The sequence below is a fragment of the Catenulispora yoronensis genome (genome assembly GCF_039531695.1).
GTDB classification, from domain to species: Bacteria; Actinomycetota; Actinomycetes; order Streptomycetales; family Catenulisporaceae; genus Catenulispora; species Catenulispora yoronensis.
The window spans coordinates 91,711-112,041 of sequence record NZ_BAAAQN010000042.1 but is presented as its reverse complement, the minus strand read 5'-3'; the positions used below and the strand labels follow the sequence as shown (position 1 = coordinate 112,041).

Annotated in this window: 19 protein-coding genes; 14 read left to right on the top strand and 5 right to left on the bottom strand. The window is 71.8% G+C overall.

The window, feature by feature from the left end; genetic code table 11:
- Positions 1 to 409 precede the first annotated feature (409 nt).
- Complete coding sequence (locus ABD481_RS29540) at positions 410 to 853, bottom strand: hypothetical protein (protein ID WP_344669060.1); 444 nt, start codon at positions 851 to 853, stop codon at positions 410 to 412.
- A gap of 154 nt (positions 854 to 1,007) precedes the next feature.
- On the opposite strand from ABD481_RS29540, the gene ABD481_RS29535 reads away from it, so the two are divergent.
- The 9 genes from ABD481_RS29535 to gatB all read left to right on the top strand — a co-directional run bounded on the left by ABD481_RS29535 (position 1,008) and on the right by gatB (position 12,901).
- The gene (locus ABD481_RS29535; protein ID WP_344669059.1) at positions 1,008 to 2,015 is read left to right on the top strand and encodes a methionine synthase; all 1,008 of its coding nucleotides are present in this window, start codon (positions 1,008 to 1,010) and stop codon (positions 2,013 to 2,015) included.
- 70 nt (positions 2,016 to 2,085) lie between these two features.
- Positions 2,086 to 4,266, top strand: a complete 2,181-nt coding sequence (ligA, locus tag ABD481_RS29530; protein ID WP_344669058.1) for an NAD-dependent DNA ligase LigA — start codon at positions 2,086 to 2,088, stop codon at positions 4,264 to 4,266.
- Positions 4,267 to 4,412: 146 nt separating this feature from the next.
- Entirely contained in the window at positions 4,413 to 6,683 is a 2,271-nt protein-coding gene (locus tag ABD481_RS29525; RefSeq protein ID WP_344669057.1) for a putative bifunctional diguanylate cyclase/phosphodiesterase, read from the top strand.
- A 63-nt stretch (positions 6,684 to 6,746) separates the two neighbouring features.
- On the top strand, positions 6,747 to 7,586 hold the full coding sequence (locus tag ABD481_RS29520) for a PhzF family phenazine biosynthesis protein (RefSeq protein WP_344669056.1): 840 nt from the start codon (positions 6,747 to 6,749) through the stop codon (positions 7,584 to 7,586).
- Positions 7,587 to 7,696: 110 nt separating this feature from the next.
- Positions 7,697 to 9,295, top strand: coding sequence for a serine/threonine-protein kinase (locus ABD481_RS29515; RefSeq protein ID WP_344669055.1), 1,599 nt, complete (start codon positions 7,697 to 7,699; stop codon positions 9,293 to 9,295).
- A 65-nt stretch (positions 9,296 to 9,360) separates the two neighbouring features.
- The gene (gene gatC, locus ABD481_RS29510) at positions 9,361 to 9,672 is read left to right on the top strand and encodes an Asp-tRNA(Asn)/Glu-tRNA(Gln) amidotransferase subunit GatC (RefSeq protein WP_344669054.1); all 312 of its coding nucleotides are present in this window, start codon (positions 9,361 to 9,363) and stop codon (positions 9,670 to 9,672) included.
- Position 9,673: 1 nt separating this feature from the next.
- The gene (gene gatA / locus ABD481_RS29505) at positions 9,674 to 11,176 is read left to right on the top strand and encodes an Asp-tRNA(Asn)/Glu-tRNA(Gln) amidotransferase subunit GatA (RefSeq protein ID WP_344669053.1); all 1,503 of its coding nucleotides are present in this window, start codon (positions 9,674 to 9,676) and stop codon (positions 11,174 to 11,176) included.
- Entirely contained in the window at positions 11,173 to 11,394 is a 222-nt protein-coding gene (locus ABD481_RS29500; protein WP_344669052.1) for a hypothetical protein, read from the top strand. Before gatA ends, ABD481_RS29500 begins: the two co-directional genes overlap by 4 nt.
- A gap of 1 nt (position 11,395) precedes the next feature.
- A complete protein-coding gene (gene gatB, locus ABD481_RS29495) occupies positions 11,396 to 12,901 on the top strand; it encodes an Asp-tRNA(Asn)/Glu-tRNA(Gln) amidotransferase subunit GatB (RefSeq protein WP_344669051.1) in 1,506 nt (501 codons plus the stop codon).
- Positions 12,902 to 12,961: 60 nt separating this feature from the next.
- Here the strand turns inward: gatB and ABD481_RS29490 are convergent, their stop codons facing one another.
- From ABD481_RS29490 to ABD481_RS29475, 4 genes are read right to left on the bottom strand one after another with little or no spacing between them, the layout of a single operon-like run.
- On the bottom strand, positions 12,962 to 14,128 hold the full coding sequence (locus tag ABD481_RS29490; RefSeq protein ID WP_344669050.1) for a hypothetical protein: 1,167 nt from the start codon (positions 14,126 to 14,128) through the stop codon (positions 12,962 to 12,964).
- A complete protein-coding gene (locus ABD481_RS29485; RefSeq protein WP_344669049.1) occupies positions 14,125 to 15,216 on the bottom strand; it encodes a hypothetical protein in 1,092 nt (363 codons plus the stop codon). Before ABD481_RS29485 ends, ABD481_RS29490 begins: the two co-directional genes overlap by 4 nt.
- Positions 15,213 to 15,881 (bottom strand): hypothetical protein, encoded by a 669-nt coding sequence (locus ABD481_RS29480; RefSeq protein ID WP_344669048.1) that lies wholly within the window; start codon positions 15,879 to 15,881, stop codon positions 15,213 to 15,215. The genes ABD481_RS29485 and ABD481_RS29480 overlap by 4 nt, the downstream gene beginning before the upstream one ends.
- 5 nt (positions 15,882 to 15,886) lie before the next feature.
- The gene (locus tag ABD481_RS29475; RefSeq protein WP_344669047.1) at positions 15,887 to 16,381 is read right to left on the bottom strand and encodes a hypothetical protein; all 495 of its coding nucleotides are present in this window, start codon (positions 16,379 to 16,381) and stop codon (positions 15,887 to 15,889) included.
- Between ABD481_RS29475 and ABD481_RS29470 the strand changes: the two genes are divergently transcribed.
- The 5 genes from ABD481_RS29470 to ABD481_RS47470 all read left to right on the top strand — a co-directional run bounded on the left by ABD481_RS29470 (position 16,374) and on the right by ABD481_RS47470 (position 20,204).
- Complete coding sequence (locus tag ABD481_RS29470) at positions 16,374 to 16,745, top strand: hypothetical protein (RefSeq protein WP_344669046.1); 372 nt, start codon at positions 16,374 to 16,376, stop codon at positions 16,743 to 16,745. The genes ABD481_RS29475 and ABD481_RS29470 overlap by 8 nt on opposite strands.
- Before the next feature lie 247 nt (positions 16,746 to 16,992).
- A complete protein-coding gene (locus tag ABD481_RS29465; RefSeq protein WP_344669045.1) occupies positions 16,993 to 18,033 on the top strand; it encodes an NAD(P)-dependent alcohol dehydrogenase in 1,041 nt (346 codons plus the stop codon).
- Positions 18,034 to 18,074: 41 nt separating this feature from the next.
- Entirely contained in the window at positions 18,075 to 18,866 is a 792-nt protein-coding gene (locus tag ABD481_RS29460) for an aminoacyl-tRNA hydrolase (protein WP_344669066.1), read from the top strand.
- Positions 18,867 to 19,165: 299 nt separating this feature from the next.
- The gene (locus ABD481_RS29455) at positions 19,166 to 19,930 is read left to right on the top strand and encodes a peptidylprolyl isomerase (protein WP_344669044.1); all 765 of its coding nucleotides are present in this window, start codon (positions 19,166 to 19,168) and stop codon (positions 19,928 to 19,930) included.
- A 34-nt stretch (positions 19,931 to 19,964) separates the two neighbouring features.
- Positions 19,965 to 20,204 carry a putative leader peptide gene (locus tag ABD481_RS47470; RefSeq protein WP_425559315.1) on the top strand — a complete coding sequence of 80 codons (240 nt, stop codon included), beginning with the start codon at positions 19,965 to 19,967 and terminating at the stop codon, positions 20,202 to 20,204.
- The last annotated feature ends 127 nt before the right edge of the window (positions 20,205 to 20,331 follow it).

The following is a 20,331-nucleotide window of genomic DNA, read 5'->3' as shown; positions in this document are numbered from 1 at the left end:
TTTTGGTTTGTTCTCCTCGGTCACGTCGGCAGGGCTTTGCCTACAGTACCGCCGACCAGGTGTCAAGTTCATGCAAGCCCAACCGCAGCGCTAGAACAACAAGGTTCCGGCATGGACTTGATACCTGGGCGGCGGTGCTGTACCCGTAGGGCTGCCGACGTGAGCGAGGGGAACAAACCCCCACCCCACAAACCGCCAGCGCAGAGACTAACCAGACCCACCTATGGAGCAGCGCCAGTTCTCCGAGGGATCAGAGGCCCTCGCCGGAGGCGCCTGCCTTACCCAGCTCTTGACTTTGACTGGCTTTTGACTGGCTTTTGACTGGCTTTTAACCGAATTCAAACCACTCGCCCCACCCCACCCCCACCCAACTCCCCACCCCACCCAACTCCCCACCCACCCCACCAAATCAACTATCAAACCGCACAAACAACCCCCGCTGATCCGCCCCCGCCAACAACGCCAGCAGCGACAAAGACCGCAGCAGCTGCCCACACCGATAAGCGTCCCACCCACCATCCGCCGCCCCGTCGGCCGCCGCCCAGCGCTCGGCCAGTGCATCCACGTCGTGGTCGCTGAGGTGCGCCAGGCGGGAGCCCAGGGCTGGGCGGACTGGTAGCAGCACTGTTCCGCCGTTGTCGTCCGGGCCCTCGTGGGCGGGGGTCAGTACCGCTTCGCGGACCTCGGCGGGGTCGTTGCCGGTGACCAGCAGGTCCAGGTCGATGAGTTGAGCGGGATCCAGGTCGCCGGCGGCGACGGTGTCGAGCGCGGCGAGCATCGCGGTGGGGTCGGCGTGGGTGGCGGCCACCACGGCCAGCTCGTCGGGGCTCGCGGCGAAGAACACGGTCGGCACGGGCGGGCTCCAGAAGGTCACCGGTCACCGGGCGGCGCTCGGGGGAGTTGAACGGGGTGGTGCTGGTCACAATATCGGCGGTGCGGGCTCCTGGCCCGCGCATTCACCACCCCAACGGGTGATGTCGATCCGGGCGGTTCGTTAGGGTCGTGCCATGCAGCAACCCCCGCGCGCCACCGGAATCGGCTCCCTGCCCGGCACCGACATCGGCGCGGCCCACCGCCTGGTCTTCGACGAGCTCCCGGATCTGCCCTTCCTGCCCGAGCTGCCGGCCCGCGGCGTCGGGGCCGATCTGACCGGCCGCGGCACCGCGCTGCTGGTCGAGCTGTACGCGGAGGTGCAGCCCAGCGGGTGGCGCCTGGCCGACCGGCCGGGCCGGGACGCCCGCCGCGCCGCCGCGTTCCTGCGCCAGGACCTGGACGTCCTGGAGGAGAACGCCCAGGACTTCACCGGCACCCTGAAGGTCCAGGCCGTCGGCCCCTGGAGCCTGGCCGCCACCCTGGAGCTGCGCCACGGCGACCGCATGCTCTCCGACCTCGGCGCGGTGCGCGAGCTGTCCGAGTCGCTGACCGAGGGCCTGCGGCTGCACCTGGCCGACGTCCGCAAGCGGGCCCCGCGCGCCGAGGCGATCCTGCTCCAGCTCGACGAGCCGGCCCTGCCCGGCGCGCTGCGGGGCACCGTCCCCACCGCCAGCGGCTTCGGACGCCTGCGGGCCGTGGAGGAGCCGGTGGCCCGCGACGTGCTGGGCAAGCTGATCCAGGCCGTGCACGACGCCGGCGCGACCGCCGCCGTCCACTGCTGCGCCCCCGACGTCCCGGTCGAGCTGCTGCGCACAGCCGGCGCCGACCACATCTCCTTCGACGCCTCGCGCCTGGAGGTCGACTCCCGCCGCGACGAGCAGCTCGGCGAGGCGATCGAGGCCGGCGTCGGCCTGCTGCTGGGCGTGGTCCCGACCCTGGAGCCGCCGCGCGTCCCGGGCGTCAACCAGCTCCTGGACAAGGTCCTGTCCCTGACCCGGATCGGCTTCTCCCCGCGGCAGCTGGCCGAGGCGGTGACGATCACCCCGACCTGCGGCCTGGCCGGCGCCACCCCGCCCTGGGCCCGCCAGGCCCTGATCCTCGCCCACCGGACCGCCGACGCGCTGGCCGACAAAGCCGCCTGAACTGCGGGAGTGTCAGTGGCCGGCGGTAGATTCAGTGGTGTCAGCAAGGCCACGACAGTGAGGTGACGCGTTGTCCGCGACGGATGAGACCATCGCCCCGACCCCGGCCCAGCGCCACGCAGCCCTGGCCGAGGAGATCGAGGACGCCCGCTACCGGTACTACGTCCTCGACGCGCCGACGCTCAGCGACGCCGAGTTCGACGTCAAGCTCCGGCAGCTGGAGGCCATCGAGCAGGAGCACCCGGAGCTGCGGACCCCGGACTCCCCGACCCAGAAGGTGGCCGGCAACTACGAGACCGAGTTCACCTCGGTGCCGCACCTGGAGCGGATGCTCTCGCTGGACAACGCCTTCACCGCCGAGGAGCTCAAGCTCTGGGCCGACCGCGTGGAGAAGGAGCTCGGCGGCCTGCCGGACCTGCTGTGCGAGCTGAAGGTCGACGGCCTGGCGATCAACCTGCTCTACCAGAACGGCAAGCTGGTCCGGGCCCTGACCCGCGGCGACGGCCGCACCGGCGAGGACATCACCCCGAACGCCCGCACCATCGCCTCGATCCCCCAGACCCTGACCGGCACCGCCGAGTTCCCGGTACCGGAGCTGGTCGAGGTGCGCGGCGAGGTCTACTTCGCGGTCAAGGCCTTCGACGAGTGGAACGAGAAGATCCTCGCCGAGACCGGCCGCTCCTACGCCAACCCCCGCAACGCCGCCGCCGGCTCGCTGCGCCAGAAGGACCCGCGCGTCACCGCGCAGCGCCCCCTGTCGATGGTGGTGCACGGCATCGGCGCCCGCAAAGGCTTCACCCCGAAGTCCCAGTCGCACTCCTACCAGGCCCTGCGCTCCTGGGGCCTGCCCACCTCCGACCGGGTCAAGGTCGTCACCACCCTGAAGGACGTCCAGAAGTTCATCGACCACTACGGCAAGCACCGGCACGACGTCGAGCACGAGATCGACGGCGTCGTGGTGAAGGTCGACGACCTGGCCATCCAGGGCCGCCTGGGCAGCACCTCCCGGGCCCCCCGCTGGGCCATCGCCTTCAAGTACCCGCCGGAGGAGGTGACCACCAAGCTGCTGGACATCCAGGTCCAGATCGGCCGCACCGGCCGGGCCACGCCCTACGCGATCATGGAGCCGGTCACCGTCGCCGGCTCCACGGTCCGCAACGCCACCCTCCACAACCAGGAGATCGTGGTGAAGAAGGGCCTGCTGATCGGCGACACGGTGATCCTGCGCAAGGCCGGCGACGTCATCCCGGAGATCGTCGGCGCGGTCCAGGACCTGCGCGACGGCACCGAGCGCCCGTTCGTGATGCCGGAGAAGTGCCCGGACTGCGCCACCGATCTGGCCCCGCAGAAAGAGGGCGACATCGACCTGCGCTGCCCGAACTCGCAGTTCTGCCCGGGCCAGATCCGCGAGCGCATCGACTTCATGGGCAGCCGCAACGCGCTGGACATCGAAGCCCTGGGCTTCGAGTCGGCGGTGGCCCTGACCCAGCCGGCCGCCGGCACCGCTCCGGTGCACGACGAGGGCGACCTGCTGGGCCTGCGGATCGAGGACCTCGCCGAGCTGAGGATGCCGCACACCAAGCGCGGCGCCGACGCCAAGCCCGGCGAGACCGAGCTGGTCCCGTACTTCTACACCAAGGGCACGCCCAAGAAGCCCAGCGTCCCGACCGCCACCACCGAGCTGCTGATGCAGCAGCTGGAGCTGATCAAGACCGACCGGCCGCTGTGGCGCTACCTGGTCTCGCTGTCGATCCGGCACGTCGGCCCGACCGCGGCCCGGGTCCTGGCCCGCGAGTTCCCGTCCTTCGAGGCGCTGGCCGGCGCCACCGAGGACGAGCTCAAGGCGGCCGAGGGCATCGGCCCGACGATCGCCGCGGCCATCGTCGAGTGGTTCGCCGTGGACTGGCACCGGGAGATCATCCGCAAGTGGCAGGACGCCGGCGTGGTGCCTGTTGTGGAGTCCGCCCCCGAGGGTCCGAGGCCTCTTGAGGGATTGAGTGTGGTCGTAACGGGCACATTGGCCGGATTCACCCGGGACGGCGCGGCCGAGGAGCTGACCGGTCGCGGGGCCAAGGTCAGCGGCTCGGTGTCCAAGAAGACCTCGTTCGTGGTGGTCGGTGACAACCCCGGAACCAAATACGACAAGGCCTTGACGCTGGGGGTCAAGGTCCTGGATGAAGCCGGTTTCAAGGTCCTGCTGGAATCCGGTCCGGACGCGGCGGCGGCTACAGTGGTGGAAGCAGGAGCCTGACACCGCCGTCGGGTAAGGCGTCAAGTCCCAGGCGAAACCTTTACGGTCCGTCTCTGGTCGGCGACGTTCCGATACGGCAGTATTGCAGCGTCAGAGGAGCTTGTGCGCGCGTGCACCGACGAGACCGGTACGGGAGGGTCCGCTCCATGCACCGACCGTTCGAGCCGGAGTACGGCCCGAAGGCCGATCCCGGGCGCCTGTACGCATTCGTCGCCGTCGTCAGCGCGGCCGGGATCACGATCCTGGCCGCGCTGCTGGTGTTGAACTGGAAGAGTTCGGGCCCGACCGCCGAGTCGATGCCGGCCCTGCTGATGACCATGTGCCTGGTCTTCCTGGGCGAGCTGCGGCCCCTGATGCGCCTGCAGCACACCAACCGCGAGGCCGCCACCACCACCGTGTTCACCATCGCCCTGCTGATGCTGGCCGGCTGGCCGCTGGCGGCGATGGTGCAGGCCGCGGCCTCGGTGGTGGGCGGCGCCGCCGGGCGCAAGACCTGGTGGCGGACGCTCTACAACGTCTCGCAGTTCACCCTCTCGCTCGGCGCGGCCTGCCTGGTGCTCCAGCTGTTCGACATCGTCCCGACCCCCAACCGGCCCTGGGCGCCGAGCGTCACCTACCTGGCCGCGATCCTGCTGGCCGGCGTGGCCTACTTCGCGGTGAACCTGTTCCTGGTCTGGCAGGCGGTGGCGATCTGGACCGGCGTCTCGCTGCGCGCCATCGCGCTGCGGGAGTGGAAGGTCGAGCTGCAGGTGGTCGGCGCCTCGGTGGTGCTGGCCCCGCTGATCACCGTGGTGATGCGGCACGAGCCCTACCTGATCGTGCTGTTCATCCCGATCCTGCTGGTCTTCTATCGCAGCGCCCTGGCCTTCGACGAGAGCGAGTGGCAGTCGCTGCACGACCCGCTGACCGCGCTGCCCAACCGCAAGGCGCTGCGCCGCCAGGCCGAACTGCTGCTCGGCTCGCCCGGCGATCCGGACCAGGGCGGCCTGTCCTCGCTGTACGCCACCGGCCGCTCCCCGGCGGCGATGTCCTTCCCGGCCGGCCGCATCGGCCTGTTCCTGCTGGACCTGGACCGGTTCAAAGAGGTCAACGACACCCTGGGCCACGCCGCCGGCGACGAGCTGATCCGCGAGGTGGCGCACCGGCTGTCCTCGGCGGTGCGGGCCGAGGACATGGTGGCCCGGCTCGGCGGCGACGAGTTCGCGGTGCTGCTGCCCGGCCTGCCGGACGTGGAGGCGGCCCAGCAGCTGGCCCAGCGCCTGCTGGACGCGGTCGCGGTCCCGTTCCGGCTGCACGGCTTCACCCTGGACGTGGAGGCCTCGCTCGGCATCGCGCTGCACCCCGACGACGCCCGCCAGTACGACGTGCTGCTCCGGCACGCCGACGTGGCGATGTACGAGGCCAAGCGCAGCAAGGCCGGCTACGTCCGCTACGACCCGGCCCGGGACCGCAACAGCCCGGACCGGCTGGCGCTGCTGTCCGATCTGCGCCGGGCGCTGGAGACCGGCCGGATCGAGGTGCACTACCAGGCGCAGGCCTCGTTCCGGGACGAGCGGGTGGTCGGGGTGGAGGCGCTGGCCCGCTGGCGGCACCACACCCGCGGCGCGATCTCGCCGGAGACGTTCGTGAAGCTGGCCGAGTCCAGCGGCCTGATGCCCCGGCTGACCGACTACATCCTCGACGTGGCGCTGCGCCAGGCGGCGCAGTGGTGGCGGTCCGGCTACGGCGTCCCGATCGCGGTGAACGTCTCCCTGCGCGACATCGAGAACCCCGGCTTCACCGAACTGGTGGCGCGCAAGCTGGCGCAGCACCGGGTGCGGCCCGAGGCGCTGCGGCTGGAGATCGCCGAGCGGGTCCTGGTCGGCGACGCCCAGACCGCGCGCACCACGCTGCTGGGCCTGTCCAAGATGGGCGTGCGGCTGTCCCTGGACGACTTCGGGACCGGCTACGCCTCGCTGCTGACCCTGCGCCGGCTGCCCTTCGACGAGATCAAGATCGACCGGTCCTTCGTCAGCGGTCTGGGCTACGACACCGACGACGCGGCCATCGTGCGCTCGACCATAGACCTGGCGCACTCGCTGGGCCTGCGGGTGGTGGCCGAGGGGGTCGAGGACCCGGCCACCTGGTCGGCCCTGGAGGGCTACGGCTGCGACGAGGCACAGGGCTGGCTCGTCTCGAAGGCGTTGCCGGCCGGCGAGATCTGCGCGCTGCTCGCCGAGCGGGTGCCGACGTCCGCTCCGTCGGCCCCGCAGGTGCCGTCGGCGAAGGGACCGGCGGGGGCGAAGGCCGCGCCGTCGGCCTCGGCGAACCCGTCCTCGGTGCTGAAGGGATCGTCGGTGCCGAAGGGGACGGCGGCCTCGAAGCCGCCGTCCGCGAACCCGGCGCGGAACAGCCCGCCGGAGCAGTTGTCGGCGTGACCCGCACGACCGCGATGCCGGGTGCGCCGCTCGCAGTCGGCGTCCGGCGAATAGCGTGAGCGGGTGGACATCCTTCGCTACACGGCCTTCACCACTGATCCCGCCGGCGGCAACCCAGCCGGCGTCGTCCTGGACGCCCGGGGCGTGGACGACGCCGCGATGCTCGCGGCCGCCGCCGAAGTCGGCTACTCCGAGACCGCATTCCTGTTTCCGCAGGAGGGCCGGCACATGGCGCTGCGCTTCTTCAGCCCGCTGGCCGAGGTGTCGTTCTGCGGCCACGCCACCATCGCCACCGCCGTTGCCTACGCCGAGCGGCACGGCGTCGGCGACCTGACGTTCGAGACCCCCGCCGGCACCGTGCGGGTGCACACGCGGTCCGACGCCGACTCCGGTCAGGTCACCGCGACGCTGGTCAGCGTTCCGCCACGCCTGGAGCCGCTCGACGAGAACACCCTCGCCGCGCTCCTGGCCGCGCTCCGCTGGCAGCCCGAGGACCTGGATCCCGCCCTGCCGCCACGGGTGGCGTACGGCGGCGCATGGCACCCGATCATCGCCGCCGCCGACCGGTCGCGGCTGGCCCGCCTCGACTACGCCATGGACGAGCTCGGCCCGCTGATGGCCGAGCGCGACTGGACGACGGTCGATCTCGTGTGGCGCGAGTCGCCGACCGTCTTCCACGCCCGCAACCCGTTCCCGCCCGGCGGGGTCTACGAGGACCCGGCCACCGGCGCGGCGGCGGCAGCCTTCGGCGGCTACCTGCGAGAGCTGGGCCTGGTCGCCCCGCCGACCACAGTCACCGTCTATCAGGGCTTCGACCTGGGACGACCCAGCACCCTGACGGTCGGGATCCCGGAGGGCGCCGAGGGGATCTCGGTCACCGGCACGGCGGTCGCCCTGGGGTAATGCCGTAGGCGAATCCTGGGCCGCGGCGAGCTACCCTGAGTGCCAAGCCTGATTCGCTGCATCGGGGCGGGCGGGGACTCAGGGAATCCGGGCGCTGCTGGGGGGACCACGTGAGCATCGGATCGACCGGGGCTGGCCACGCGCGCCCCGAACTGCTGGTCGGCGGCCGCTACCGCTTGCTGCGCCGCCTCGGCTCCGGCGGCTACGGCCGCGTGTGGCTGGCCCACGACACCGCGCTCGCGGTCGACGTCGCGGTCAAGGAGGTGCTGCTGCCGCCCTCGCTGACCGCCGACGAACAGGCCACCCGCCTGGCGCGCGCCGAACGCGAGGCCCGCAACGCCGCCCGGCTGCGCGGCCACCCGAACGTCGTGGCCGTGTACGACGTGGTGATCGAGGACGGCGTGCCGTGGACCGTGATGCAGCTGGTCCACGGCCGCTCGCTCCAGGAGCAGGTGGAGTCCGGCGGACCGCTCACCCTCGACCAGGCCACCCGCGTCGCCGAGGCCCTGCTGCGCGCCCTCGACGCCGCGCACCGCGTGGGACTGCTGCACCGCGACGTGAAGCCGGCCAACGTGATGCTCGCCGACGACGGCTCGGTGCTGCTGACCGACTTCGGCATCGCCGTCTCCACCGGCGACCCGGGCCTGACCGCGGCCGGCGCGGTGGTCGGCTCGGCGGAGTACCTGGCCCCGGAACGCGTGCGCGGCCAGGAAGCGGGCCCGCCCTCGGACCTGTTCTCCCTCGGCGTGACACTCTACGAGGCGGTCGAGGGCCTTTCGCCCTTCCGCCGCGCCGAGACCGCCGCCAGCTTCGGCGCGGTGCTGCTCGACCAGGCGCCGATGATGAGCCACGCGCCGGGGGCGCTCGGCGACGTCGTCCGAGGCCTGATGCTCAAGGAGCCGGAGCAGCGGCTGACCGCCGAGGCCGCGCTGGCGCTGCTCGGGAGCGGGCAGACGACGGGGTCGCTGTCGAAGTTCACGGAGCCGCCGGTGCCTGCGTCGCCCCAGTACCAGCAGCAGCCGTTCCCCGCCGCCGCACCTACCGCCGCACCTACCGCCGCACCCGCCGCCGCACCCGCCGCCGCACCCGCCGCCCAGCCCGGCGGCCCCGGCCACCACCCCTGGCCCGCCGCCCCGCCGACCGTGGCCGCCGCGTACCCGAACGCCCCCTATCCGAACACTCCCTATCCGAACGCCCCCTATCCCAACACTCCCTATCCGAACACCCCCGGCTACCACCAACTCTTCCAACCCTCGGGTCCCGACCCGGCCCGCGCCCTCGTCCCTCTCCTCCTCATCGCCTACCTCGCCGTGGTCGCCTTCCTCCCCGCCGTCACCATCCCGGCCGACCTCTCCGCCACCGGCGCCGAGGCCACCACCCGCACCTGGCAGCTTTTCCGCTGGTTCCCCAACGAACCCGGCGGCCTGAAGGCCGCGACCGCCATCCAGCTCCTCGCCATCGCCGCCGTCCTCGCCCTCCTCCCGGCCCTCACCCCGCGCCCCGGCGCCGGCCCACGCGTCCTGGCCTACCTCGCGGTCGCGCTCGCCGGCGGCCTCGAACTCTTCACCGACCTGCACTACGGCGGCCCCTGGACCGCCCACCTCCCGATCGGACCCGGCTACTGGTGCTTCTGGCTCGGCCTCGGCGCGCTCGCGGTCGCGGTGCTGGCGCGCGACACGGTGACGCGGCGGCGACGGAAAGTCGGCTGACGTCCCGCTACTAGGATGGCTACGGTTGAACTAGACCCCAGTCCACACCGTAGGGATCCGTGCTTATGCCCGCTATCACCCGTGAAGAGGTCGCGCATCTGGCGCGGCTGTCACGGCTCGACCTGTCCGACGACGAGCTCGCTCACTACGCCGGGCAGCTCGACGACATCCTCGGTTCGGTGGCCCGTGTCAGCGAGGCCGTGCAGCAGCTCGGCCAGGGCCAGGACATCCCGCCGACCTCGCACGCGCTGCCGCTGGTCAACGTCACCCGGCCGGACGTGGAGCGTCCGTGCCTGGACCCGGCCGACGTGCTGAGCCAGGCCCCGGCGGCGCAGGACCAGCGGTTCCGCGTGCCGCGGATCCTGGGGGAGGACTGACATGGCTCTCGACGGTGACCTGACCAGGAACACCGCGGCCGATCTGGCCGCCGCCATCAAGACCGGCGACGTCTCGGCGACCGAGGTGGCGCAGGCCCACCTGGAGCGCATCGCCAAGGTCGACGAGAAGGTCAACGCCTTCCTGCACGTCGACACCGAGGGCGCGCTGGCCAAGGCGGCCGAGGTGGACGCCAAGCGGGCCCGCGGCGAGCAGCTCGGCCCGCTGGCCGGCGTGCCGCTGGCGCTGAAGGACGTCTTCACCATGAAGGGCGTCCCCACCACCTGCGGCTCCAAGATCCTGGAGGGCTGGCGGCCCCCGTACGACGCCACCGTGACCGGCCGGCTGCGCGCGGCCGACGTCGTCATCCTCGGCAAGACCAACATGGACGAGTTCGCGATGGGCTCCTCCACCGAGAACTCCGCCTACGGCCCGACCCGCAACCCCTGGGACCTGACCCGGATCCCCGGCGGCTCCGGCGGCGGCTCCTCGGCCAGCCTGGCCGCCTTCGAGGCGCCGCTGGCCATCGGCACCGACACCGGCGGCTCGATCCGCCAGCCGGCGGCCGTCACCGGCACCGTCGGCGTGAAGCCCACCTACGGCGGCGTCTCCCGCTACGGCCTGGTGGCCTTCTCCTCCTCCCTGGACCAGGGCGGACCGTGCGCCCGCACCGTGCTCGACGCCGCGCTGCTGCACGCCGCGATCGCCGGCCACGACCCGCTGGACTCCACCTCGATCGACCAGCCGGTCCCGGACGTCGTCGGCGCCGCGCGCCGGGCGGACGTCAAGGGCATGAAGATCGGCGTGGTGAAGCAGTTCGACGGCGACGGCTACCAGGACGGCGTCCGGACCCGCTTCCACGAGTCCGTGGACCTGCTGCGCGAACTCGGCGCCACGGTCGTGGAGGTGGACTGCCCCTCGTTCGACTACGCGCTGGCGGCCTACTACCTGATCGCGCCGTCGGAGTGCTCCTCGAACCTGGCCCGCTTCGACGCCATGCGCTACGGGCTGCGGGTCGGCGACGACGGCGTCAACGGCGTCGAGGAAGTCATGGCCCTGACCCGCGAGGCCGGCTTCGGCCCCGAGGTGAAGCGCCGGATCATGCTCGGCACCTACGCCCTGTCCTCCGGCTACTACGACGCCTACTACGGCTCGGCCCAGCAGGTCCGCACCCTGATCATCCGCGACTTCGACCGGGCCTTCGCCGACGTCGACGTCCTGGTCTCGCCGACCACGCCGACCACCGCCTTCAAGATCGGCGAGCGCGCCGACGACCCGATGGCGATGTACCTGGCCGACCTGTGCACCATCCCGACCAACCTGGCGGGCAACGCCGGCATGTCGGTCCCGGTCGGCCTGGCCCCCGAGGACGGCCTGCCGGTCGGCCTGCAGATCATCGCCCCGGCCATGGCCGACGACCGGCTGTACCGGGTCGGCGGCGCGGTCGAGGCCGCGCTGGCCGCCCGATGGGGCCACCGGCTGCTCTCGGAGGTGCCGTCGCTGTGAGCCCGAAGAAGACCAAGAGCCGCGGCAAGCTCGGCACCCTGTTCGCGGTCGGCAGCTCGGTGACCCTGGCCCCGGTGCTGGCCCGCCGCTTCAAGGAGGCCCGCGCCAAGGGCGACAAGCTGGCGATCGCCGACGCCGCGGTGTCGGCGGCGGCGCTGGCCGTCGGAGTGTTGCAGGTACTGCGGGCGCGCAAGCGCGGTGGAAAGGCCGAGTCCTGAGATGAGCACGAGCACTGTGAACCTGCCCTCCTACGAGGAGGCGCTGGCCGCCTACGACCCGGTCATGGGCCTGGAGGTGCACGTCGAGCTGGGCACCGCCACCAAGATGTTCTGCGGCTGCCCCACCGGCTTCGGCGCCGACCCCAACACCCAGACCTGCCCGACCTGCCTGGGCCTGCCCGGCTCGCTGCCGGTGGTCAACGCCACCGCGATCGAGTCGGCGATCCGGATCGGGCTGGCGCTGAACTGCGAGATCGCGCCGTGGTGCCGGTTCGCCCGGAAGAACTACTTCTACCCGGACATGCCGAAGAACTTCCAGACCTCGCAGTACGACGAGCCGATCGCCTTCAACGGCTACCTGGACGTCGAGGCGGCCGGCCGGACCTGGCGCATCGAGATCGAGCGCGCGCACATGGAGGAGGACACCGGCAAGTCCACCCACGTCGGCGGCGCCACCGGGCGCATCCACGGCGCGGACTACTCGCTGGTCGACTACAATCGGGCCGGCATCCCGCTGATCGAGATCGTCACCAAGCCGATCACCGGCGCCGGCGAGCACGCCCCGGAGGTCGCCAAGGCCTACGTCGCCGAACTGCGCGAGCTGATCAAGGCGCTCGGCGTCTCCGAGGCCCGCATGGAGCTCGGCCAGATGCGCTGCGACGCCAACCTGTCGCTGCGCCCGCTGGGCACCGAGAAGTTCGGCACCCGCTCGGAGACCAAGAACGTCAACTCCCTGCGATCGGTGGAGCGCGCGGTCGTCTTCGAGATCCGCCGCCACGCCGCCGTGCTGAACGCCGGCGACAAGGTGATCCAGGAGACCCGGCACTTCCACGAGAACGACGGCACCACCTCCGCCGGCCGGGTCAAGGAGGAGGCGGAGGACTACCGCTACTTCCCGGAGCCCGACCTTGTCCCCGTGGCCCCGGACCGCGCCTGGGTCCAGGAGCTGCGCGGCACGCTGCCGGAGCTGCCCGGCACCCGCCGCAAGCGCCTGCAGGCCGAGTGGGAGGTCTCCGACCACGACATGCAGTCCATCCTCAACGCCGGCGCGGTCGACCTGATCGTCGAGACGGTGGCCCTGGGCGCCGCCGCCGACCAGGCCCGCAAGTGGTGGATGGGCGAGCTGGCGCGGCGCGCCAACGAGGACGAGGTCGAGCTCGGCGCGCTGCCCATCACCCCGGCGCAGGTCGCCGAGGTGGTGACGCTGACCGCCGCGGGCAAGCTGAACGACAAGCTGGCCCGCCAGGTGATCGAGGGCGTGCTGGCCGGCGAGGGCTCCCCGGAGGAGGTCGTGGCCAAGCGCGGCCTGGCCGTCGTCAGCGACGACGGGGCGCTGCTGGCCGCGATCGACGACGCCGTCGCCGCCTTCCCGGACGCCGCCGAGAAGGTGCGCGGCGGGAACCTGGGCCCGGCGGGACAGCTGATCGGTGCGGTGATGAAGGCCACGCGCGGACAGGCCGACGCCGCGCGGGTGCGCGAGCTGCTGCTGGAGCGGCTGTCCGGCTGAGCCAGGGCACTGCGACACGCCGGGCCGCCTTCCTTCTGGGGAAGGCGGCCCGGCTCGTGACTACTGCAACATCTCCGCCTGCAACGTCAGCACCTGGTCGATCGCCACATCGGTGACCTTCACCGGAGCCGTGGCCGTGACGACCACCAGCAGGTCCCCGTTCCGGAACACCGCCCGCCGCCCCATCTGCCCCGGCAGCCCGTCGACGGTGTCGAACCGGCGCACGGCGATCTCCTCGGTGGTGTCGCCGAGCACCGGCACGGTGAACGTCGGCACCACGTCCTCGGCCTTGCCGAACTTCCGCGGCGCGCCCATCGCGAGCTCCTTCTCCACCGCGTAGGCCGCCTGGTGATCAGGGAACTGCAACAGCTCCACCACCGTGTGCTGCCCGTCGGCAGCCGTCCAGCCACGGCGCGCGATGCGCTGCAACCCGGCGTCGTAGAGCTGGCCCACGATCGCCGCGTTGAGGATGTCGTCGGTGAACTCGGACGACTTCTCCCAACCCTCCTCCACGGCCACCGCTCCCTTCGGCGCGGCAATCAGATACCGCCGCAGGTCGCCGAAGTGCGTCTGCTGCGCGTTCTTCTCATCGCCGGGCGCGAGCTTCCCGGCCGGCGGCGCGGGCTTGGCGATGACCGGGAACACGTAGCGCCCGTCGTTCGGCGTCGCGAGAAACGGCACGTCGGTCCGCCGCGGAATCGTGACGGCGTAAGCGGTCCCGGCCCCGACCGCGCCAGCCACGACCAGCGCCGACGCGTAGCGGAGGAGTAGGCGGGGCCAGCGTTTCGGCTTCGGCTTCGGTGTCGACTCGGCTTGGAGCTGGGTGAAGAACGCTGAGGGGTCGAGGTAGAGCTGGCCCGGTGCGGATGTCGGTTCGGATGCCGGTGCGGCGACGGTTGCTTCGGCGGCGGCGACAGGCTCCGTAGCGGCGACGCTCGGATCGGCAGCGGCATCGGCTGCTGTGGCGTCAGCCTTAGCATCGGTGTCGCCGTTGGCATCGGTATCGGCAGCGGCATCGGCAGCCACGGCATCGGCAGCTGCTGCATCGTCGTCGGCATCGGTATTGGCAGCCGCGGCATCGGCCTCTCCGGCCGACTCGCCCACCGCCTCAGCGACGATCTCGTCGGCCGGCGGCTCCGGTGCCTCTGCCGGCTCCGCCGCCTCCACCTCCACGTGCGGCTTCCGCGGCTCCCCGAACGCCGCCAGCACGTCGTCCTGTGCGCTCACGTCCCCAGTCCGTTCTTCAGCACGTCCAATTGCCGCCCGAACAGGTCGGTCACGGCGTTCGTGTCCAGCGGCACCACGCCCTCAGCCGTCGCGATGGTGAACGCGTCGCCGACGGTCCCCAGACAGGTCATCGCGTCCAGCCGGGCCCCAGCGTGGGTCGGAGGCAGCACGCACAGCGCGTCCGGGTGGCCGGGCACGGCCGGTCCGACGCGGTAGCCCTTCGACGCCTTTACGATCCGCAGGAAGTCGTCAGTCGACTTCGCCGACAAGGCCGGGTCGAGTTGCAGCACCGTGAGCGACAGGTCCAGTGTCCCGGCCTCGTTGGCGTAGGAGCGGACGGCTCCGCCGCTCATGTGCCCGGCGGTCACCGCGCCCTCCACACCCGTCAGATCCGAGGCCGGCAGCGTGCCAAACAGCAGCGACACCGTCGGATCGGCCTGATCCGCGCGGACCGCCGAGTCGTTGCCGAGCTCGCCCACGTCCGGACCGGGCCGGTAGCCGTCGGGGACCGGCAGCAGGAAGGCGAGCAGGCTACCGTAGTGCGTCCCGTCCGAGCGCACACCCGCGGTCACACTCGGGCTCGGCGCCGGGCTCGACACCGACGCCGACGGAGAAACGGCCCAGTGCCCGGCATCGACGCCCGGCTTCCCGGTCACCGCCAGAATCCCGAACCCGACCCCCGCCCCGACCGCCAGCGCCGACGCCAACCACGCGCTCAGGAACAGCGCACGACGCCAAGGAGCACGCGCCGTCGGCACAGCCGCATCCGCGAAGCCGGGCCCGACGACGGCTGTCCCATCAGTACTCTCATTCACCAGCGGCCGCTCAACCTGCTCCGGCTTCGGCTCGCCAGTCGCCTCAAGATCCGGCAACGAATCCGGCTCGGCTTCCAAGCCCGGCTCAGCTTCCGCTTCCGCCCGCGACTCCGGCTCAGCTTCCGCTTCCGCCCGCGACTCGGGCTCCGCCTCCGCCCGCGACTCCGGCTCCGCTTCTGCCCGCGACTCGGGCTCCGCTTCCGCCTCCGGCTCCAGCTCGGCTTCCAACTCCAGCCCCGGCTCCAGCTCCCCCTCCGGCATCTCCGCACTCACAACCGGTCCGCCTGTCCCTTGGCGAGCGCCATCAGATCGTCGAGCCGCGGCACATCCTGCGTCTGGTCCACGAAGATCTGCACCACGACGTTCCCGTGCCGCAGCACTCCGTACCCGGAGTAGAAGCCGGCCTCGTTCTTCGAGACGTCGCGTCCCACGAAGCCGGTCGCGGTTCCGGCCACGACCGGTGTCGTCGCGTCCTGCTGCAGCGATGTGGCGTCGACGAACTCCAGGGCGCCGTCGGTGTTGCGGAACTGCACCAGGTCGATCTCGACCGTGGCTCCGTCCGGCAGCTTCCAGCCGGCCTGCGCGGCCCGCCGGAACCCCTGCCGGTTGAGCGCCGTCAGCTCGGCGTCCGGCTGCTCGAAGAAGTCGGCGAGGTCGCCGATGGTGAGCCAGCCGCGGGCGGGCAGGACGGGGTCGTCCTGCGCGTCCGCCGGGCGCTCCAGCAGCAGGTCCCGCAGATCGCCCTCCAGCTTCGCGCCGTCGTCCGTCGCCGGGTCCGTCGACGCCGCCGGCACCGGCACGGCCGCGGCCAGCGTGTGCGGCACCGGCGGCAGCGGGGTCGCCGGCCGCGCGTGCTGGACGGCGAAGCCGACCGCCGCGCCGCCCGCCAGCCCGAGGACGACCGCCGAGGAGAACAGCAGTCCGGTCCGTCGTTTCACGTTCCTCAGCTCCCCGTGTCCAGGCGGGCGATCTGCTTGCGCAGCCGGTCGATCAGCACGTTGTGGTCCACCGGCGGCTGCCCGAAGACGTTCACCTCGAAGAACACGTCGCCCCGGAACCCGACCACCTGCAGCCGTGCCGCGGCGAGCGTGGGGTCCACGGGGATGTCGTAGGCCTTGAAGTCCGGGTAGCCGGACACCGGGAACGCCTTCCAGCCGGTCACGGGCCGCAGGGAGGTCAGCCACGTCTTCGCGCCGGCGGCCGTGCTGAAGCGGAACAGCCGCACCAGCACGTGGTACTTGCCGTCCGCGGTCTGGTACCCGCGGGTCGCGCCGCCCTGGAAGTGCAGCGCGTCCAGTCTCTTGCCGGCGGTGGCGGCGGAGGCCCCGTACATGCGCACGACGTCGTCCTTGGTCAGCAGTTCCCCGTCGGGGCTGTCGATGGCCAAGGCGTCGGCGGGTGTGGAAAGCAGGAAGTACCGCAGGTCGCCGGTGTGCACGCCGTTCGCGACCTTCCCGGTCACCGTCGAGGTCGGCGTCGGGGTGGGAGACGGCGTCGGCGACGAGGAACTGCTCGAACTGCTCGACGTCGGACTCGGATCGGACGGCGTCGGATCCAGCGACGGCGACGTCGGCGACGGTGAAGGCGACGTTGCCGAGCTCGACGCGTCGGTCGCGGACGGCGTCGCGCCCGCCCCCGCCACCGCGTCAGAACTCTGCGACGATCCGTCCCGCCCCAACGCCACCACCGCTCCGGCGGTCCCGCCGGCGATCAGCACCCAGCCCGCAGTGAACGCCGCCACGGCGGCACGCCGGCGGCCGGCGCCGGGAATCCCCACTCCTGGCACTCTTACGCACCCCTGATTATGCAAATCTTGACGAGAGAGAGCGATCTTCCCACCCGGCGACGACCCCGAAGAGGGAATTCCGGTCACGGTTGGGCCACGATCGGCCGCGCCGGGTTTGAGCACCTCCTCCACCGATCGGCGGCCGTCCCGCCCCGCCGCCGGCCCCTCCCGATTGCGGACCGCCCCGGGCCGCGCGAAGGTGGGAAAGCGCCCCACCCGGTGCGTCCCTGCCCTGCTCAGGACTTCGGAAGGCGGTAGCCGCGATGAAGGCTCTCCAGTACCCGGCGGTCGGTGCCGCCCCGGTGGTCGTCGACGTCCCGGATCCCGAACCCGGCCCCGGCCAGGTGCTGCTGGAGGTCACCGCGGCCGGCGTGTGCCACTCCGACATCGCGGTCATGGGCATGCCCGCCTCCGCGCTGCGCTTCCCGCTGCCGCTGACCCTCGGCCACGAGGGCGCCGGCAAGGTGGCCGCCCTCGGCGACGGCGCCACCGGCTTCGCCGTCGGCGAAAGCGTCGCCGTCTACGGCCCGTGGGGCTGCGGCATGTGCCACATGTGCGCGCAGGGCAAGGAGAACTACTGCCTGCGCGCCGCCGACCTCAAGATCTTCCCGCCCGGCCTCGGCGCGCCCGGTGCCATCGCGCAGTACCTGCTGGTCGACTCCACCCGCCACCTGGTGCCGCTCGGCGGTCTGGACCCGGTCCGCAACGTCCCGCTCACCGATGCCGGGCTGACGCCCTACCACGCCATCAAGACCTCGCTGCCGAAACTGACCGGCGGCAGCACCGCCGTCGTGATCGGCACCGGCGGCCTGGGCCACGTCGCCATCCAGCTGCTGCGCGCCCTGAGCCCGGCCCGCGTCATCGCCCTCGACGTGTCGCCGGAGAAGCTCGAACTGGCCAAGGAGGTCGGCGCCGACGAGGCCCTGATGTCCGACGAGAAGGCGGCCTCCGCGGTGAAGGACCTGACCGGCGGCCGTGGCGCCGAGGCGGTCTTCGACTTCGTCGGCGCCCCGCCCACCGTTGCCATCGCCTCGGCCTGCGCCGGCGTGGAGTCCGACGTCACCGTGGTCGGCATCGGCGGCGGCAGCGCCCAGGTCGGGTTCGGCGTGACGCCCTACGACGCGGCGTTCCGCGCACCCTATTGGGGGACCCGCGCCGAACTGATCGAAGTGCTGGACCTGGCCCGCGACGGCTCGGTGTCGGTGCACGTCGAGACCTACAGCCTGGACGAGGCGCCGAAGGCGTACGAGCGCCTGCACGCCGGCCAGATCCGCGGGCGCGCCGTCATTCTGCCCAACGGCTGACACCGCCCGTGCCGCATACTGCTGGGGTGAGCGGCTCGATCATGAACCCCGGCGGAGATCCCTTCAACGCGCCCGCCGTGGCCGCCGCCTCCGAAGCGGAGGCGGCGGTCCGCGACGCCAACCCGCAGTACGTGCTCCCACTCGTGGTCCGCATCGAACGCGCCGCGCCTCCGCAACGCACCGACGCGTTGGAGACCGCGGCCCGCGCCGTCCTCACCTTCCTGGCCGATCCCCGCTCCACCGACCCCGACGGCGAGTGGACCCCCCTCGTCGAAGCCTGGACCGACGGCCGGATCCGCAAGGTCGTGCGCCGGGCCCGCGGCGCGGAGTGGACGCGTGCCGAGGCGCTGCCTGGCATCACGGTCACCGGCTTCGGCGCTGATGATGATGCCGCCGATGCCGCCGATGCCGCCGATGCCGCCGACGACGCTATCGCCGAAGTCCGCGTCTTCCCGCCGATCCCGCTCGACGGCTGGCCCAAGGACCTCGCCCGCCTCCAGGTCTCCGGAACCGACCTCTCCGACACCGAGCCGCCGGCCCCCGTCGCCCCCGGCTCGCAGCCCGTCCTGTGGCTGAACCCGGACCTGGAGATGACCGCCGGCAAGGCCATGGCCCAAGTCGGCCACGCCGCCCAGATCGCGTGGTGGCAACTCACCGACACCCAGCGCAAGGCCTGGGCCGACGACGGCTTCCGCCTCGCCGTCCGCGTCGCGTCCCGGCAGGACTGGCCGGCGCTCGCCGACTCAGGACGCCCGCTGGTCCGCGACGCCGGGTTCACCGAGATCGCTCCGGGCTCCTGCACCGTGGTCGCCGATCTGCCGGTCCTAGGCTGACCGCACGGCCCAGCCACTGCTCGGCCCAGCACCGCCAAGCCCAGCGCTGCTCAGCTCAGCGTTGCTCAGCCCAGCGCTGCGCCGCTCGCCCCCGCACCGTCACCGCGTCCCCGCCACGCCCGGCTGAAATCCGCCTAAGAGAGATCCCCTAAGGGTCTCTCGGATCCGCCCACCCGCAGCCCCGGCGCGTCCGCCCCGCCCGGCCCCGGCGTCCCGGACCTTCATCAGGGGTTTACCGTACAGCTCGCCCTGGGAAGGGCACCAAGCGTCCTGACCAACCTCTCAGGGAGCTGAAAAACATGCGGACACCCCGCTTCACAAGCAGATCCGGCCGGCTCGCCGTCGCCGCCGCCCTGCTGTTCGGCCTCACGGTCACCGTCGCGGGCGCCGCCGGCGCGTCCGGCGGTGCCGAGCCGGTCCGGCCGGGCCCGGCCACCGTCGTCGCCGAAGGCTCCGCCGGTCCCGCGCTCGCCGGTCACGCGGCCACCACCACCGCGACCGACCCCTGCGGCTATGTGCCTGCCGTCCCGGCCGACAACTTCAAGGGCATCCCGCAGTTCGACGCGAAGAAGGCCGCCGAGCCGTACACCGTGACCTTCCACACCCCCGAAGGCGACATCACGGTCAAGGCCCTCACCGCCGCCGCGCCCTGCACCACGTATTCGTTCCGGTACCTGATCGAGCGCGGCTACTACGACAAGACTCACTGCCACCGCCTCACCACCCAGCGTCTCTGGGTCCTGCAATGCGGTGACCCGACCGGGACCGGCAGCGGCGGCCCGGGCTACTCGTTCAACGACGAGAACCTGACCGGCGCGACGTACCCGGCCGGCACCGTGGCGATGGCCAACGCCGGCCCGAACACCAACGGCAGCCAGTTCTTCTTCACCTGGAAGGACACCAAGCTCCGCCCCGACTACACGCCCTTCGGCGTGGTCGTCGGCGGCATGGACGTCCTCCAGAAGATCGCCGCCGACGGCGAGGACGACCAGAACTCGGCGGGCGACGGCTACCCGAACGACTGGGTCCAGTTCCACAACGTCCGGATTCACACGCACTGGTAAGGCCGCAGGGCTTTTCGGTATTGGAATAGTTCGGATGCCGTCGGTTCCGGCAGCGCCATTCGGCGCACCGGGACCGGCGGTTTTGCTTTTGCCTTCAACCTTCTCGGATTGCAGGCGGCGCGTTCTCCGAAATGCGAGACAGTTCCTCGGGGCATTGACGACACCTCATTCCGCTGCCACTCTCAATGCTATGAACCCGGGTCAGCTCCTTGTGGCTCGCCGTCACGTCGATCTGCGACGGACCGCGAGCGCCATCTGTCGCTGCGGTTTTTAGTCTCAGCCCTCGCCGGCTCCGGCGCCTTCGCTGCTTGTCCATGGTGACTGCGCGCCACTCTTTCACCGCTCGCCTTTGAGCTCTTTTCACTTTTTGCTGAGCGTCGCCCAGGCGCGGCATTTGGTTT